Consider the following 15930-nt stretch of genomic DNA (forward strand, 5'->3'; position numbering starts at 1 on the left):
AATGCCTCCCGCCATTCCGCTCGCGACCTACCGGCTCCAGCTCACCGCGGATTTCGATTTCGACAAGGCCGCCGCGGTCGTTCCCTATCTCAAGGCGCTGGGCATTACGCATCTCTACGCCTCGCCGGTGATGAAGGCCCGCAAAGGCTCGACCCATGGCTACGACACCGTCGATCACGGCCAGTTCAATCCCGAGCTCGGCGGCGAGGCCGGCTTTGCGCGGCTGAGCCAGGTGCTTCAGCAGCACGATCTCGGGCTCATCATCGATTTCGTTCCCAACCATGTCGGCGTGCATTTTGCCGACAATCCGTGGTGGCTCGACGTGCTGGAATGGGGCCAGGCCTCGCCGCACGCGGCGTCCTTCGACATCGACTGGGACCAGCTGGCCTACCGCGCCCGCGGCGGCGTGCTGCTGCCGATCCTCGGCGCGTCCTACGGCGAGGCGCTGGAGCGCGGCGATATCGAGCTGCGCTACGACCCGGACGAAGGGACTTTTTCCGCCTGGTATTTCGAGCACCGCTTACCGATCGCGCCGGAGCGCTATGGCGAGATGCTGCGGATTGTCGTCAAGGAGGCGGACGCGGCGGAAACAGAGCCCGGCAAGCGCCTGCTGTCGCTCGCGACCCGCACCACAGGGCTGCGGCGCCCCAATCGCAAGGAAGCTCCCGGCTTCAAGTCCGAGCTCAAGGAGATCGCAGGCGCCGCCGACATCATCAAGCGCGGCCTTGCCGCCTATCGCGCCGGCAAGGACCGCCCGGCACAGACGTTGACGCTGCATCATCTCCTCGAGCGCCAGCACTACAAGCTCGGGCACTGGCGGCTTGCGTCCAGCGACATCAATTATCGCCGCTTCTTCGACGTCAACGGCCTCGCCGGCCTGCGCGTCGAGGACGCGAGCACGTTTGCCGCTACGCACCGGCTGGTGAAGCAGCTCATCGCCGACGGCAAATTGCAGGGAATCCGGCTCGATCACATCGACGGCCTGCGTGACCCGGCCCAGTATTGCCAGCGATTGCGCCGCCTGGTGCGCGACGCGCAGGGCAACGCAAAGCCCTTCTACACCGTGATCGAGAAGATCCTGTGCGAGCACGAACGCCTGCCGCATTTCGCCGGCGTCCAGGGCACCACCGGCTACGAGTGGATGAATGTCATCACCCACGTGCTGGTCGATCCCAGGGGACTGGAGGCGCTGGACGAGACCTGGCGGCAGATCAGCAACCGGCCGCCGCGGCTTGTGCCTTACGTCAAGGACGCCAAGCGGCGGGTGCTGGAGACGCTGCTCACCAGCGAGTTCACCGTGCTGACGCGCCTGCTTGCGCGCATCGCCAACGGCCATTATTCGACGCGCGACTTCTCGGCCGACAGCCTGCGGCAGGCGCTCGAGCTCTATGTGTTGCATTTCCCGGTCTATCGCACCTACCTGACGCATAGTGGCCCGACCGCAGCGGACCGCAAGCTGATCGACGACACTATTGCGCGCGCCCGCCGCGACTGGTTCGCCGCCGACGAAGGCATTTTCGACTTCCTGCGCGATGCCTTGACCATGGACCTGCTCAAGCCGGGCCGTCCGCCGCACAGCGCCCCGCGCGTGCGCCGCTTCGCGCTGAAGGTGCAGCAATTCACCGGCCCGATGATGGCAAAGTCGCTGGAGGACACCGCGTTCTATCAATTCCACCGGCTGCTGGCGCTGAACGAGGTCGGCGGCGACCCCGCCAGCACCGGCCTCAGCATTCCCGCCTTCCACCAGGCCATGCTGGCCCGCGCCAGGGAATGGCCGCAAGGCATGACCGCAACCGCCACCCACGACACCAAGCGTGGTGAGGATGCGCGCACGCGCATCGCATCGCTCAGCGAGATTCCCGGTGAATGGACCAGCGCAGTGGCGCGCTGGAAGGTGCTGAACGCGCCGCACCTCACGCTGCACGGCAATTTCCGCGCGCCGTCGGCGACGTTCGAATACATGCTCTACCAGACCCTGCTCGGTGTCTGGCCGGTTCAAGCGCCGGCCGATGCTGGCTTCATCGAGCGCATCCAGGCCTATGCCCTCAAGGCCGCGCGCGAAGGCAAGGAGGAGACGAGCTGGCTCAACCCTCATGAAGCGTATGAGAACGGGATCCGCGATTTCATCGCGAAGATCCTCGACCCCGACCAGTCCGCGGAATTCCTTCAGGCCTTGCAGACGCTGGCGCGCCGCGTCGCGCTGCTCGGCACGTTGAACTCGCTGAGCCAGCTCACGCTCAAGGCGACGCTTCCGGGCGTGCCGGACTTCTATCAAGGCACCGAATTCTGGGACCTGTCGCTGGTCGATCCCGACAACCGCCGCCCGGTCGACTTCGCCGCGCGCCACGCGGCGCTGCCATCACTGGAAGCGCCGGACTGGAGCGGCCTGATCAAGAGCTGGCCGGACGGCAGCCTCAAGCTGGCCTGGACGCGGCATCTGCTCAAGCTGCGCAACGAGCTTGCCGACGTCTTCGCGCAGGGCGACTACCAGCCGCTGGAAGTACGGGGCGCCCATGCCGATCATGTCATCGCCTTCGCGCGTCGTCATGGCCGCGCCGCCGCGATCGTCGTGGTCGGGCGTCAGTTCGCGCCGTTCACCCAAGCAGGCCGGGAATGGCCCGCACCGGAAGCTATTGACGCCACTATCGACACCACGGGCTATGTCGTGCCCGGCCTTGCCGGCAACGACTTGCCGCTCGCGCAGGCCTTCCGCGATTGTCCTGCCTTCGTCGTCGCAGGCCGAACGGCGAATGCCGTCAGGGCGGCGCGGCAGCGCGTGCGCGCCTGAAGTCACTTTCCCCCGTCTTTGGTCAGCAGCAATTGGCCGCGCTTCCTGATCGTCGCCTGCGCCATCTCGGCAAAGCGCTGCAACAGCCAGGGCAGCACCACCTCGACCCGGACCTGATCGTCGCCGACATGGACCTGCCCCGTCGCGACCTGGCCGAGCGCGCGGACGCGGAAGGCCAGAGTGTCGCCGCTCCAGCTTTCCTCCTCGACCTGCATCACGGGAATGCTCGCCGCGGCGCGGCCAAGCCCCGTCTTGAGCCGGCGCACCGCCTCCTCACGGCCGAGACGATGCGGAATCGAGACGACGAGCGGTGCTGACATGGGTCCTGCCTTTCTGACTGACGTCACATAGTCATGTCGCGTCCACCAACAAAGGTTCCATGCAAGTTGATCCCCCGGCCGTGTTTCAAAGCCGGAACTTTACAACCTGCGGCAAGTTGCTCCCGCACAACGGGACAGGTTGCAATGACCCTTCTTACGAAGGGCTGGAGGAGATTCGCATGTCAATCGGCACGATCATTCTGATCATCTTGATCATCGCCCTGCTCGGCGGCTTCAGCGGCATCGGCGGCGGGCCGTTCTATGGCACCGGCTATTACGGCGGCGGCGGCCTCGGGCTTGTCATCGTCATTCTGCTGATCCTGATCCTGATGGGAAGGATCTAGTAGTGGCTCCGTAGGGTGGGCTAAGGCGCAACGCGCCGAGCCCACCACTTCGCTCGAACGAAACAAGGTGGTGGGCACGCTCCGCTTTGCCCACCCTACGACACCCGCCTTCCCCGCAACAGCGGCAGACCTACTTCACCTTCCCCGCCAGCTTCTTCATCGCGGCCTTGATCGACACGGCTGCATCCTCATACCCCTCCCATGCCTTCGATCGCGCCAGCAGGGCCGGCACGGTGCGCAGCGTATAGCGCTTGGGATCGAGGTCGCTCTTCACCTGCGCCCAGGTCACCGGCATCGAGACCGTGGCCCCGGCGCGCGCTCGGGGCGACAACGGGGCCACCGCCGTCGACATGCGGTCGTTGCGCAGATAATCCAGGAAGATCTTTCCCTTGCGCAGCTTCTTCGACATGTTGAGCAGATAGCGCTCGGGATCGTCGTCCGCCATCCACTGGCAGACGCCTTGGGCAAACGCCTTGGCCTCCTTCCAGCTCACCTTGTCGCGCGCGCCATGGAGCAGCGGCACCACGACGTGAAGGCCCTTGCCGCCGGTGGTCTTGCAGAAGCTCTCCATGCCGATATCAGCGAGCCGCTGCCGCATCTCCTTGGCGGCCTCGACAACGTCGGGAAAGTCCACGTCAGGGGCGGGATCGAGATCGAACACCAGGCGGCCCGGGGTATCATAGGCATAGGGCGCGCAGTTCCAGGGATGCAGCTCGACGCCGCCGATCTGCGCCACCGCGGCGAGCCCTTCGATCCGGTCGATCTGAAGATACGGCTTGCGGTCACCGGAGACCCGCGCGAGCTCAAGAAGGTTCGACGTTCCCTGCATCGCATGGCGCTGGAAGAAGCATTCGCCCTTGATTCCGTCGGGCGCGCGGATCAGCGAACAGGGCCGGCCCTTGAGATGCACGATCATCCATTCGCCGACGGCTTCGAGGTAGCGGGCAAGATCCAGCTTGGTGACGGCACCACCATCGCCGTCATCCGGCCAGAGCTCCTTGTCCGGCTTGGAGATGACGACACCCATGACCTCGGCATTTTGAGCGGCCTGCTTCGAGCGCCCGCCCGCCTTGGTGCGCGCCGTCTTCCTGGCCCGGGGCTCGGCGAGCTCGGTGTCGACGGGCGTCTCGGCCTCGACCTCCTCGGCCGCCTTGTCCTGCCGCAAGCCCTTGAAGGCCGCCTGGCGAATATTGCCGTCGGCCGTGAAGCCCGCGAACTCGATTTCGGCGACGAGCTCCGGCTTCAGCCAATGCACGTCCCGCGTCTTCTTCGGCGCGTTCTTGCCGCCGAACGGGCTTTCCTTGCTCTCAATCGCCTTCAGCGCCGGCATGATGCGCTTGACTTTATCAGCGCCAAAGCCGGTGCCGACCATGCCGACGAAGGCGAGATGATCGCCGCGCTGCACGCCTGCCATCAGCGAACGGAATTTGCCGTTGGTGGTCTTGTAGCCGCCGATCACCACCTCGTGTCCGGCGCGGCATTTCGACTTGACCCAGCTCTCGGTGCGCCCCGAACGATACGGCGCGTTCAGCTTCTTCGACACCACCCCTTCGAGCTCGAGCTTGCAGGCCGATTGCAGCACCGCATCGCCGCCGCTCTCGAAATGCTCGACATAGCGGATCTGAGTCGATTTCCGCTTGCGCGCTTCCAGCAGCTTCTTGAGCTGCGCCTTGCGCTCCCCAAGCGGCAGCCGACGGTAGTCCTGCCCTTCCGCGAAGAGCAGATCGAAGGCGAAGAAGATCAGGTCGTCGGTCTTGCCATCGGACAGCGCAGCTTGCAGCGAGGAGAAGTTCGGCGCGCCGTTATGGTCGAGCGCGACGATCTCGCCGTCGATCATCACGTCCGGCAGCGCGGCGGCTTCCTCGGCGATGGAGGCGAACTTGCTGGTCCAGTCGAGACCCTTGCGCGTCTTCAGCGTCGCCTCGCCGTCCTCGACCCGGAGCTGGACGCGATAGCCGTCGAACTTGATCTCGTGGCACCAGCCCTCGTCTCCGGGCGGCCGCTCGACCAGCGTGCAGAGCTGCGGCGCAACGAAATCCGGCATCGCCGACACCGTCTTGGCCCTCGTCGCGGTCGCGGCACTTTTCTTCGCCGCTTTGCCGCGCTTCAACGCGGTGCGCGGCGACGGCTTCACCGTGCGCCCTTTGGTCTCCTCGGCACGATTGGACTGCCAGACCGCGTCGGCCTTGCCCTTGGTCCCCTTCGCCAGCATGAACGGCTTCGGCGCGCGGCCCTTTCCCTCCGCGATCTGTTCCATCGCCCGGCCCGAGGCGACGGACTTGTCCTGCTCGAGAATATCGTTGTCCGCGCCTTCGCGGACATACTCGTCACGATGCTTGATCAAGAGCCAGTTGGTCCGCTTCTCGCCGCCGCGGTTGCGCATCCGCACCAAGACCCAGCTTCCCTGCAGCTTGTCGCCATGGAGCGTGAACTTCAGGTCGCCTTTCTTGAAGCCGGCTTCCGGATCGTCCGATTCCCAGGTGCCGCGGTCCCACAACATCACGGTGCCGCCGCCGTACTGGCCTTCCGGAATCGTGCCTTCGAAATCGCCGTAGTCGAGCGGATGGTCCTCGACTTCGACGGCAAGCCGCTTGTCGTGGGGATCAAGCGAAGGCCCCTTCGTCACCGCCCAGGACTTGAACACGCCGTCGAATTCGAGCCGGAGGTCGTAGTGCAGCCGGGTCGCATCATGCTTCTGGATGACGAAGCGCCGCTGTTTCGATGGCGCCACGGCGGTCTTGCCCGAAGGCTCCGGCGTCTTCTCGAAGTCCCGCTTCTGTCGGTAGGTGGAGAGTTTCTGCAGCACGTCCGGTCCCGCTTCTCGTTCGGCACTTGAAGCCTATCACGGCGAAAGTCCCGCCCGGAACCAAAACCCGATGGGACGGTTGGGGTTCCAAAACGCCTTGAAAACGCTGGAGAATGGAATGGCCCCGCGCGCCTACTGGAAGGGAACGTTGAAGCTGTCGCTGGTCAGTTGCCCGGTCGTGCTCTATCCGGCGACCACCGCGGCCGAGAAGACGCGGTTTCACCTGATCAACCGCGAGACCGGGAACCGGCTCAAGCAGCAGATGATCGATTCCGAGACCGGCGACGTCGTCGAGAGCGACCAGAAGGGCCGCGGCTACGAAGTGCGCAAGGGCAAATACGTCGAGATCGAACCGGAGGAGCTCGAGGCAGTCCAGATCGAGAGCAATCACACCATCGACATCGAGAGCTTCGTGCCGCGCGAGGAGATCGACCAGCGCTATCTCAACCATCCCTACTACATCGCCCCCGACGGCAAGGCCGCGGTCGACGCCTTCGCGGTGATCCGCGACGCCATGAAGGACCAGGAGCGCGTGGCGCTCGCCAAGATCGTTCTCACCAACCGCGAACACGTCATGGCGATCGAGCCGCGCGGCAAAGGCCTGCTCGGCACCACGTTGCGTTTCCCGTACGAGCTGCGCGAGGAGGACCAGTTCTTCGACGACATCAAGAGCCCGAAGATCACCAAGGACATGGTCGAGCTCGCCGGCCACATCCTGCAGACCAAGGCGGCGCATTTCGATCCCAGCAAGTTCAAGGACGAATACGAGGACGCGTTGAAGGCCCTGGTGAAGCGCAAGGCCAGCGGCAAGAAGATCGAGCTGCCCGAGCCCGAGGAACGGCCGAGCAATGTCGTCAGCCTGATGGACGCACTGAAGCAGAGCCTGAAGGGACGCGGCGGGAAGAAGTCGGCGGCGAAGTCGCATGCGCGGCGCGCGACGGGACGGCATCGAAGTGCGAAGCAGGCGCACCGGTCGACGGCAAGGCACAGGAAGGCGGGTTAGTTCGTCATTCCGGGGCGATGCGAAGCATCGAGCCCGGAATTCATCGTGCCAAGCGCGACGCAGAGAAATGGATTCCGGCCCGCGCCAACGGGCGCGTCCCGGAATGACAGCCGGGATCTATTCCCCCGCCTTCAGCCGATACCCGATCCCCGTCTCCGTCAGCACGTATTGCGGCCGCTCCGGATCGGCTTCGATCTTCTGGCGAAGCTGACGGACATAGACGCGTAGATATTGCGCGTCGGTCAATTCGTCCCACAGCTCCTTCAGCAGGAAGCGGTGGGTAAGCACCTTGCCGGCGTGCTGCACCAGCACCCGCAACAGGTCATATTCCTTCGGCGAGAGCTTCACCTCGCGCTCCCCGACCTTGACGATGCGGCGGACGAGATCGACCGAGAGATCGCCGGTGCGGAACACCGGGCGTTCGCCCTTGACCTGAAGCTGGTGACGCAGCGCGGCGCGCAGGCGCGCCAGCAGCTCCTCCATGCCGAACGGCTTGGTGAGATAATCGTCGGCGCCGAGATCGAGCGCCTGGACCTTGCCGGCTTCGTCGCCGCGGCTCGACAGCACCACGATCGGCACGCCGTCGTTGCGGGCGCGGATGGTGCGGAGCAGCTCATGGCCCTGAACGTCGGGCAGGCCGAGATCCAGGATGATCAGCGCCGGCTCCTCGCCAAGTTTCTCCAGCGCCGTCTTGCCGTTCGGCGCTTCCAGGATTTCGTAGCCCTGGGTCGTCAGCCCCATTCGCAGCAATTTGCGGATCGGCGGCTCGTCGTCGATGACCAGGACCTTGATCGGAGCAGCGCTCATGCGGCGGTATCCAATGCGTGGCTCTCTGCCGGAACCGGCAGGCGAATGGTGAGGACCGCGCCGCTCCGCTCGCTGCGATTGGCGGCGGAGATCGTGCCGCGCATCGCCTCGACGAAGCCGCGCGAGATGGCAAGCCCGAGCCCGGTGCCGGGACGGACGTGATCGCCCTTCTGCACGCGATAGAACTTGTCGAATACGCTCTCGAGCTCGTCCGGTGGAATGCCGGCGCCCTCGTCGACGACCTCGAGCACGACATGAGCGCTGTCGCGCCGGCCGCGGATCGAGATCGTGGTTTCGGGGGGCGCGTATTTCGCGGCATTGTCAAGCAGGTTGAACAGCACCTGCTCGAACAGCACGGCGTCGAGCTGGAGCATCGGCAGATCGGCGGCCAGCACCAGCTCGACCTTGTGGCGGCTGAGGATCTTGCTGGCGCGCCGGAGCGCGCTGCCGACGATCTCGCTGAGATCGTGCAGCGCTGTGTTGGGCACGATGGCGCCGGATTCGAGCTTGGTCATGTCGAGCAGATTGGCGATGAAGCGGTTGAGCCGCTCGGATTCGTCGATCACGGTGGCGAGCAAATCGCGCTTCTCGGTGTCCGAGAGCGCACCGGCGAGATCGCGCATGGTGGAGGCCGCCCCTAACACCGAGGCGAGCGGCGTCTTCAGATCGTGCGAGATCGAGGTCAACAGCGCCGAGCGCAGCCGCTCGGATTCGACGGTGCGCTTGACGCGGTCCATGTCCTCGACCAGCAGCACACGCTCGATCGCGAGCGCGCCCTGGTCGACCAGCGCATCGAGCAGCCGCCGCTGGTCCGGCGTCAGCAGTGGGCCGGTACGATCGTTGTCGATGCCGATCACACCGATCGGGCCCCGCCCGGTGCGCATCGGCAGAAACAGCCGCTTGGCGCCCGGCAAGGTATCCGAGCCGCGACCGGCGGGACGATCGTTGCTCCAGGCCCAGTTGGCGGCGGCAAGATCGGCCTGGTCAAGCTCGTCCTCGGGCGGATAGCCTGATTTCACCGTCAGCAGGCCTTCATCCGGCAACAGCAGCACCACGCGGACCTTCAGCATCAATGCGGTCTGGTAGGCACTGGCCCACAAGACGTCGTCCAGCGTGGCAGTACCGGCGAGCTTGCGGCTGAAGGCATAGAGCTGCTCGGTCATCCTGATCCGGCCGATCGCGGTGTCGGCCTGGATGCGCACGCGCGCCGCGACATTGGAGACGATCATCGCCACCACCATGAACAGCACGAAAGCGGCGACATTGGTCGGGTCGGTGATCGTGAAGGTGTAGATCGGCGGGATGAAGAAGAAATTGTAGCAGAGCGAAGCCGCCACCGTGGCCAGCAGCGAGGGCCACAGGCCGTAGCGCACGGCAACCGCGACGACCGAGGTCAGCAGCACGAGATCGACGTTCTCGATGCCGAAATAGGGCTGGATCAGCTTGGCAGCGCCGAGACCCACAAGCACGATCCCAAGCGCCTTGAGAAAAGGCAAAGGATCGAACGGCTCGGATCGTGCGGCGGTCTGCACCGCCATCTTGGGCGCGGCCTCTCCGGAAAGCTCGTTGCCGGGAATGACGTGAACGCTGATATTGCCCGCACGCCGTACCAGGTCGTGCACGACCGAGCCGCGCGTCATCTCGAACCAGCGCGAGCGCGTCGACTTGCCGATCACGATCTGGGTGACGTTGTTGCCGTGCGCGAAACCGATGAGATCGTCAGCGATGCGGCGGCCGACGGCGGGAATGGTCAAGGCTTCGCCGCCGAGCGATTCCGCGAGCCGCAGCGTATCGGCCAGCCGATCGCGCTCCTCGTCGGACAATTGCAGCGATCGCCGCGTCTCGATCGAAATCGCGGTGAACGGCGCATGCAGCCGGTCGGCCAATCGCTTGGTGTAGCGCACGAGGCCGGCCGCGCGCGGGTCTTCGCTGACGCAGACCAGGATGCGCTCACCCGCGGCCCAGGGCCCTGGAATCGCATTCGCCTGCATGTGGTTGAGCAGCTGCTCGTCGACCCGCTCGGCGGTGCGCCGCAGTGCGAGCTCGCGCAGCGCCGTGAGATTGCCTGGCGAGAAATAATGCTCCAGCGCCCGCTCGGCCTGCTTGGGCACATAGACCTTGCCCTCCTTCAGGCGCTGGATCAGGTCGTCGGGCGTGAGGTCGATCAGCTCGATCGCGTCGGCGCGGTCGAACACCGAATCCGGCACGGTCTCGCGCACCCGGACATGGGTGATCTGGGCAACGACGTCGTTCAGGCTCTCGATGTGCTGGATGTTGACGGCGGTGTAGACGTCGATGCCGTGCGACAGCAGCTCCTCGACGTCGAGATAGCGCTTGGGATGGCGGCTTCCGGACGCATTGGTGTGGGCGAGCTCGTCGACGAGCGCAATCTGCGGCCGCCGCGCGATCACCGCGTCGAGGTCCATCTCCTCGACGATCTGGCCGCGGTAGTCCAGCCTCTTGCGCGGGACCACTTCGAGGCCGCGCACCAGCGCCTCGGTCTCGGCACGGCCATGGGTCTCGACGAAACCGACCACGACATCGATGCCGGCCTTGCGCTTGGCCTGGGCGCTTTGCAGCATCTCGTAGGTCTTGCCGACGCCGGGAGCGGCGCCGACGAAGATCTTCAGCCTGCCGCTCGCACCCTCCTCCCGGCGCGCCGCTTCCAGCAGGGCCTCCGGTGACGGACGTTGTTCGGGATCGCGACGCTCTCGGACCATCTTGCCAGTATAATCACCCGTCCACTGCGAGCCTAGACGGCTACTTCGCGGCCATGCGATCGAGCGCGAGATTCAATGCCAGAACGTTAACCCTGGGTTCGCCGAGCAGGCCGAGCAGGCGGCCCTCGGTGCTGGCGGACACGAGCTGCTTGACCTGATCCTCGGGCAGATTCCGCGCCTTCGCCACGCGCGGCACCTGGAATTGCGCCGCTTCCGGCGAGATGTTCGGGTCGAGGCCGCTGGCCGACGTCGTCACCAGGTCGACCGGCACCGAGGCGTTCGGATTCTCGCGCCTGAGCTTGTCCACATCTTCCTTCAGCCGGTCGGCCAGCGCCCTGCTGGTCGGACCGAGATTGGAGCCGCCCGAATTGGCGGCGTTGTAGGGCGCGGGCACCGTCTTGGTCGAATCGTTCGGGTCCGGCGCCAGCGTCGCCGAGCGGCGGCCGTGGAAGTACTTGTCGTCCTTGAACTCCTGCCCGATCAGGGCGGAGCCAATCACCTTGCCGTCTTTCTCGATCAGGCTGCCTTGCGCCTGCACGGGAAACAGCGCGCCGGCAATGCCGGTCATGGCGAGCGGATAGGCAAGGCCCGTGATGGCGGTGAGCGCCAGCAAGAGGACGATGGCGGGGCGGATTTCTCTGAGCATGTGCGTTCTCCAATTTCTCCCGTCATTGCGAGGAGCGAAGCGACGAAGCAATCCAGGCTATCAACTGCTGAGATATTTCTGGATTGCTTCGCTTCGCTCGCAATGACGAATTCAAGCCAAATGCAAGGCGGTCACCGCGAGATCGATCGCTTTGATGCCGATGAAGGGAATGACGATGCCGCCGAGCCCGTATATCAGGAGGTTGCGGCGGAGCAGTGCGCCGGCACCGACGGCGCGATAGGCGACGCCCTTCAGCGCGAGCGGGATCAGCGCGATGATGACGAGCGCGTTGAAGATGATCGCCGACAGGATGGCGCTCTGCGGGCTCGACAGGTTCATGACGTTGAGCACGTTGAGCTGAGGGTAGAACGCCAGGAACATCGCCGGGATGATCGCAAAATACTTGGCGACGTCGTTGGCGATCGAGAACGTCGTCAGCGCACCGCGCGTCATCAGGAGCTGCTTGCCGATCTCGACCACCTCGATCAGCTTGGTCGGGTTGGAGTCGAGATCGACCATGTTGCCGGCCTCGCGGGCGGCTTGCGTGCCGGTGTTCATGGCGACGCCGACGTCGGCCTGGGCGAGCGCCGGCGCGTCGTTGGTGCCGTCGCCGCACATCGCCACCAGCTTGCCCTTGGCCTGCTCGTCACGGATCAGCTTGAGCTTGTCCTCGGGCGTTGCCTGCGCCAGGAAATCGTCGACGCCGGCTTCCGCGGCGATGGCGGCCGCCGTCATCGGGTTGTCGCCGGTGATCATGATGGTGCGGATGCCCATGCGGCGCAGCTCGGCGAAGCGTTCGCGGATGCCGCCCTTGACGATGTCCTTGAGCTGGACGATGCCGAGCAGCTTGCCGTCCTTCGCGACCGCCAGCGGCGTGCCGCCCGATTTGGAGACCTCGTCGGCAATGGCGCTGATCTCGCGGCCCGCCTCGGATAGGGCCGCGGGCTGCATCGCCCGTGCCGCAGTACCGGCGGAGATCGCGGTCGGCGCCCTGCCGGCGATATAATTGAGCATGGCATCGACCGCGCCCTTGCGCACCGACGAGCCGCCGGCGTCGACGCCGCTCATGCGGGTCTGCGCCGTGAACGGAACGAAGGTCGCGCCAAGCTCGGCCATATCGCGGCCGCGGATGCCGTACTTCTCCTTGGCCAGCACGACAATGGAGCGGCCTTCTGGCGTCTCGTCCGCCAGCGAGGCGAGCTGGGCGGCATCCGCCAGCTCCTGCTCGGCGACGCCGCGCACGGGACGGAAGGCCGTCGCCTGCCGGTTGCCGAGGGTGATGGTGCCGGTCTTGTCGAGCAGCAGCGTGTCGACGTCGCCGGCGGCCTCGACCGCGCGGCCCGACATCGCCAGCACATTGAAGCGCACCAGGCGGTCCATGCCGGCGATGCCGATCGCCGACAACAGCGCACCGATCGTGGTCGGGATCAGCGTCACGAACAGGGCCACCAGCACGACCACCGAGATCGAGCCGCCGGCATAGGCGGCGTAGCTCGGGATCGTCACGGTGGCGAACACGAAGATGATGGTGAGGCCGGCGAGCAGGATGTTGAGCGCGATCTCGTTCGGCGTCTTCTGCCGCTCGGCGCCCTCGACCAGCTTGATCATGCGGTCGATGAAGGTCGATCCCTGCGCGGCGGTGATGCGCACGCGGATCCAGTCCGACAGCACCTGCGTGCCGCCCGTCACCGCCGAACGGTCGCCGCCGGATTCGCGGATCACGGGCGCGGACTCGCCGGTGATGGCGGCCTCGTTGACGGAGGCGACGCCCTCGACCACCTCGCCGTCCGAGGGGATGGTGTCGCCGGCCTCGACCAACACGAGATCGCCGACCTTCAGGCTCGTGCCCGGCACGAGCTTGTAGTCCCGGCCCGCGCCGCTCAGGAGCTTGGCCTGGCTCTCGGTGCGGGTCTTGCGCAGTGTCTCGGCCTGCGCCTTGCCACGGCCCTCGGCCACGGCTTCGGCGAGATTGGCGAACAGCACGGTGAACCACAGCCAGAGGATGATCTGGAAGGTGAAGCCGAGATTCTCCCCGCCGGTGACGAGGTCGCGCAGGAAGATCACGGTCGTGAGCGCGGCCACGATCTCGACCACGAACATCACAGGGTTCTTGATCATGGCGCGCGGATCGAGCTTGGTGAAGGCAGCGCCGATCGCTGGCATCACGATCTTCGGATCCAGCATCGCCGAGACCGGCATGCGCTTGTTGGATTTGTGGACAGGTTCCATGGAGGTCACTCCGAAAAGCGAGATCAGAAGACGTTGCCGGCGTTCATTGCGAGATGCTCGACGATGGGGCCGAGTGCGAGCGCCGGGAAGAAGGTCAGGCCGCCCATGATCAGGATGACGCCGACGACGAGGCCGACGAACAGGCCTCCGGTGGTCGGGAAAGTGCCCATCGACGGCGGGATCGATTTCTTGGCCGCGAGCGAGCCTGCGATCGCCATCGCCGGCACGATCATGAAGAAGCGGCCGACGAACATCGCGGATGCGCCCGTCAGGTTGTAGAACGGGGTGTTGCCGGTCAGGCCGGCGAAGGCGGAGCCGTTGTTGGCGGTCTGCGACGTATAGGCGTAGAGCACTTCCGAGAAGCCGTGCGGGCCCGCATTCGCCATCGAGGCAACGCCGGTGGGCAGCACGACCGTGACGGCCGACCAGCCCAGGATCATCAGCGGCAGGATCAGGATCGCGAGCATCGCCATCTTGACCTCGCGGGCCTCGATCTTCTTGCCGACATATTCCGGCGTACGGCCGACCATCAGGCCTGCGACGAAGATCGCGAGAACGACGAACAGCAGCATGCCGTATAGGCCGGCGCCGACGCCGCCGACGATGATCTCCCCTAACTCCATGTTGATCAGCGGGACCATGCCGCCAAGCGCGGTGAAGCTGTCGTGCATGGCGTTCACGGCACCGCAGGACGCGGCGGTGGTGATCACCGCGAACAGCGAGGACGCGACGATGCCGAAGCGGACTTCCTTGCCCTCCATGTTGCCGCCGGTCAGGCCGAGTGCATGCAGGGTCGTGGTGCCGCTGGCTTCAGCCCAATAGCAAACGGCGACGCCTGCGACGAACAGCACGCCCATCACGGCGAGGATCGCCCAGCCCTGGCGCTGGTTGCCGACCATGCGGCCGAACACGTTGGTGAGCGCCGCGCCGAGCACGAAGATCGACAGCATCTGCACGAAACTCGACAGCGCGGTCGGGTTCTCGAAGGGGTGAGCGGCATTGGCATTGAAGAAGCCGCCGCCATTGGTCCCTAGCATCTTGATTGCGACCTGCGAGGCGACCGGGCCGACCGCGATGGTCTGCTTGGCGCCCTCGAGCGTGGTCGCTTCGACGTAGTCGCCAAGCGTTTGCGGGATGCCCTGCCAGACCAGGAACAGAGTGAACACGACGCAGATCGGCAGCAGGATATAAAGCGTGCAGCGGGTCACATCGACCCAGAAGTTGCCGATTGTGCGCATGGACGCGCGGGCAAAGCCGCGGATCAGGGCAACGGCGAGCACGATGCCGGTGGCCGCCGACAGGAAATTCTGGTGCGTCAGGCCGACCATCTGGGTCAGATAGGAAAGCGTGCTCTCGCCGCCGTAGTTCTGCCAGTTGGTATTGGTGATGAAGGAGATCGCGGTGTTGAAGGACAGATCCTCGGCGACCGCGGATTGGCCGGCTGGATTGAACGGCAGCACGGCCTGCAGCCGCATCAGGCCGTAGATGATGAGGAAGCCGCCGACATGAAACAGCAGCATCGCGACCGTGTAGGTCAGCCAGTGCTGCTCGCGCTTCTCGTCGACGCCGGAGATCCAATAGATGCCGGCCTCGATCGGGCGCAGGACGGGCGACAGGAACGTGCGCTCGCCGTTGAACACGCGCGTCATGTACCAGCCGAGCGGCTTGGTCAGCGCGACCACGATCGCGCAATAAAGAATGATCTGGAACCAACCGATCGCAGTCATGGCATTAACCCTTCAGGCTTTTGGTCCGGCGCAAAAGCGGCAGGAGCAGCGCGAGCAGGCCCGCGACGAGCAGCGTCGGCCAGCAGCAATTTTGCGAGCAGCAGCACGGCGTCAGAACCGCTCGGGCCGCAGCAGTGCATAGGTGAGATAGATCAGGAGGCCGAACGAGACGGCGCCGGCGAGCGCATAATCGAAGATCATGGTCCGCTCCCTCACAGCCGTTCGCAGGCGTAGGTGTAGCCGATCGCGAGGGCAAAGAAGAAGAAGCCCAGCGCCAGCATCAAAAGGTCCATCATGGCGATACTCCTTAGGAGAGACGATGTCCGGCATAGCCCGTCTCTGGATCCCAGCGGGCCGCTTGCTGCGATCGAGCGCGGCACGGGCGGGAACTTCACCGCGCTGAAGTGCCACCGCGCCCATAGGTTTTCGAGATGAGACCTATGGCGACGTTATAGGAATCTCATAAAGGCCGGCCCGTCCCGGCGCAGGGCTCGCGCCTGAGAGCTTTCCCCGCAGCCATCCTTCGAGACGCCCGCTTGG

12 protein-coding genes are annotated in these 15930 nt (G+C 65.3%); 3 read left to right on the top strand and 9 right to left on the bottom strand.

The genetic code is table 11. From position 1 onward, the window contains the following. Position 1: 1 nt before the first annotated feature. On the top strand, positions 2-2788 hold the full coding sequence (gene treY / locus I6F28_RS01940) for a malto-oligosyltrehalose synthase (protein ID WP_225139156.1): 2787 nt from the start codon (positions 2-4) through the stop codon (positions 2786-2788). 2 nt (positions 2789-2790) lie between these two features. Here the strand turns inward: treY and I6F28_RS01945 are convergent, their stop codons facing one another. Continuing rightward, positions 2791-3108 (bottom strand): polyhydroxyalkanoic acid system family protein, encoded by a 318-nt coding sequence (locus tag I6F28_RS01945; protein ID WP_036027316.1) that lies wholly within the window; start codon positions 3106-3108, stop codon positions 2791-2793. A gap of 179 nt (positions 3109-3287) precedes the next feature. On the opposite strand from I6F28_RS01945, the gene I6F28_RS01950 reads away from it, so the two are divergent. Further along, the gene (locus I6F28_RS01950; protein ID WP_009798696.1) at positions 3288-3452 is read left to right on the top strand and encodes a DUF3309 family protein; all 165 of its coding nucleotides are present in this window, start codon (positions 3288-3290) and stop codon (positions 3450-3452) included. 130 nt (positions 3453-3582) lie between these two features. On the opposite strand, the gene ligD is transcribed toward I6F28_RS01950, so the two are convergent. Continuing rightward, positions 3583-6258 carry a DNA ligase D gene (gene ligD / locus I6F28_RS01955; protein ID WP_225126108.1) on the bottom strand — a complete coding sequence of 892 codons (2676 nt, stop codon included), beginning with the start codon at positions 6256-6258 and terminating at the stop codon, positions 3583-3585. Between the two features lie 118 nt (positions 6259-6376). On the opposite strand from ligD, the gene ku reads away from it, so the two are divergent. Further along, positions 6377-7261 carry a non-homologous end joining protein Ku gene (ku, locus tag I6F28_RS01960; RefSeq protein ID WP_225139157.1) on the top strand — a complete coding sequence of 295 codons (885 nt, stop codon included), beginning with the start codon at positions 6377-6379 and terminating at the stop codon, positions 7259-7261. 117 nt (positions 7262-7378) lie between these two features. On the opposite strand, the gene I6F28_RS01965 is transcribed toward ku, so the two are convergent. From I6F28_RS01965 to I6F28_RS01995, 7 genes are all read right to left on the bottom strand, one after another. Then, entirely contained in the window at positions 7379-8068 is a 690-nt protein-coding gene (locus I6F28_RS01965) for a response regulator transcription factor (protein WP_109144771.1), read from the bottom strand. Then, the gene (locus I6F28_RS01970) at positions 8065-10788 is read right to left on the bottom strand and encodes a DUF4118 domain-containing protein (protein ID WP_225139158.1); all 2724 of its coding nucleotides are present in this window, start codon (positions 10786-10788) and stop codon (positions 8065-8067) included. The genes I6F28_RS01965 and I6F28_RS01970 overlap by 4 nt, the downstream gene beginning before the upstream one ends. Before the next feature lie 40 nt (positions 10789-10828). Further along, the gene (locus tag I6F28_RS01975) at positions 10829-11434 is read right to left on the bottom strand and encodes a K(+)-transporting ATPase subunit C (protein ID WP_109144773.1); all 606 of its coding nucleotides are present in this window, start codon (positions 11432-11434) and stop codon (positions 10829-10831) included. Between the two features lie 111 nt (positions 11435-11545). Further along, complete coding sequence (gene kdpB / locus I6F28_RS01980) at positions 11546-13663, bottom strand: potassium-transporting ATPase subunit KdpB (protein WP_225139159.1); 2118 nt, start codon at positions 13661-13663, stop codon at positions 11546-11548. 23 nt (positions 13664-13686) lie between these two features. Then, positions 13687-15390 carry a potassium-transporting ATPase subunit KdpA gene (kdpA, locus tag I6F28_RS01985; protein ID WP_225139160.1) on the bottom strand — a complete coding sequence of 568 codons (1704 nt, stop codon included), beginning with the start codon at positions 15388-15390 and terminating at the stop codon, positions 13687-13689. Between the two features lie 111 nt (positions 15391-15501). Beyond that, positions 15502-15591: a K(+)-transporting ATPase subunit F gene (locus I6F28_RS01990; protein ID WP_035698142.1), complete on the bottom strand. Its 90-nt coding sequence runs from the start codon at positions 15589-15591 to the stop codon at positions 15502-15504. An 11-nt stretch (positions 15592-15602) separates the two neighbouring features. Beyond that, on the bottom strand, positions 15603-15770 hold the full coding sequence (locus I6F28_RS01995) for a hypothetical protein (RefSeq protein ID WP_225139161.1): 168 nt from the start codon (positions 15768-15770) through the stop codon (positions 15603-15605). Between the last annotated feature and the right edge of the window lie 160 nt (positions 15771-15930).

Source organism: Bradyrhizobium sp. NBAIM14 (assembly GCF_020193895.1).
In the GTDB taxonomy this organism is placed as follows: Bacteria; Pseudomonadota; Alphaproteobacteria; order Rhizobiales; family Xanthobacteraceae; genus Bradyrhizobium; species Bradyrhizobium yuanmingense.

Bases quoted from the DNA above. Each gene is read 5' to 3' on its own strand.
- treY (WP_225139156.1), top strand. From the start codon at position 2: ATGCCTCCCGCCATTCCGCTCGCGACCTACCGGCTCCAGCTCACCGCG.
- I6F28_RS01945 (WP_036027316.1), bottom strand. From the start codon at position 3,108: ATGTCAGCACCGCTCGTCGTCTCGATTCCGCATCGTCTCGGCCGTGAG.
- I6F28_RS01950 (WP_009798696.1), top strand. From the start codon at position 3,288: ATGTCAATCGGCACGATCATTCTGATCATCTTGATCATCGCCCTGCTC.
- ku (WP_225139157.1), top strand. From the start codon at position 6,377: ATGGCCCCGCGCGCCTACTGGAAGGGAACGTTGAAGCTGTCGCTGGTC.
- I6F28_RS01965 (WP_109144771.1), bottom strand. From the start codon at position 8,068: ATGAGCGCTGCTCCGATCAAGGTCCTGGTCATCGACGACGAGCCGCCG.
- I6F28_RS01970 (WP_225139158.1), bottom strand. From the start codon at position 10,788: ATGGTCCGAGAGCGTCGCGATCCCGAACAACGTCCGTCACCGGAGGCC.
- I6F28_RS01975 (WP_109144773.1), bottom strand. From the start codon at position 11,434: ATGCTCAGAGAAATCCGCCCCGCCATCGTCCTCTTGCTGGCGCTCACC.
- kdpB (WP_225139159.1), bottom strand. From the start codon at position 13,663: ATGGAACCTGTCCACAAATCCAACAAGCGCATGCCGGTCTCGGCGATG.
- kdpA (WP_225139160.1), bottom strand. From the start codon at position 15,390: ATGACTGCGATCGGTTGGTTCCAGATCATTCTTTATTGCGCGATCGTG.
- I6F28_RS01990 (WP_035698142.1), bottom strand. From the start codon at position 15,591: ATGATCTTCGATTATGCGCTCGCCGGCGCCGTCTCGTTCGGCCTCCTG.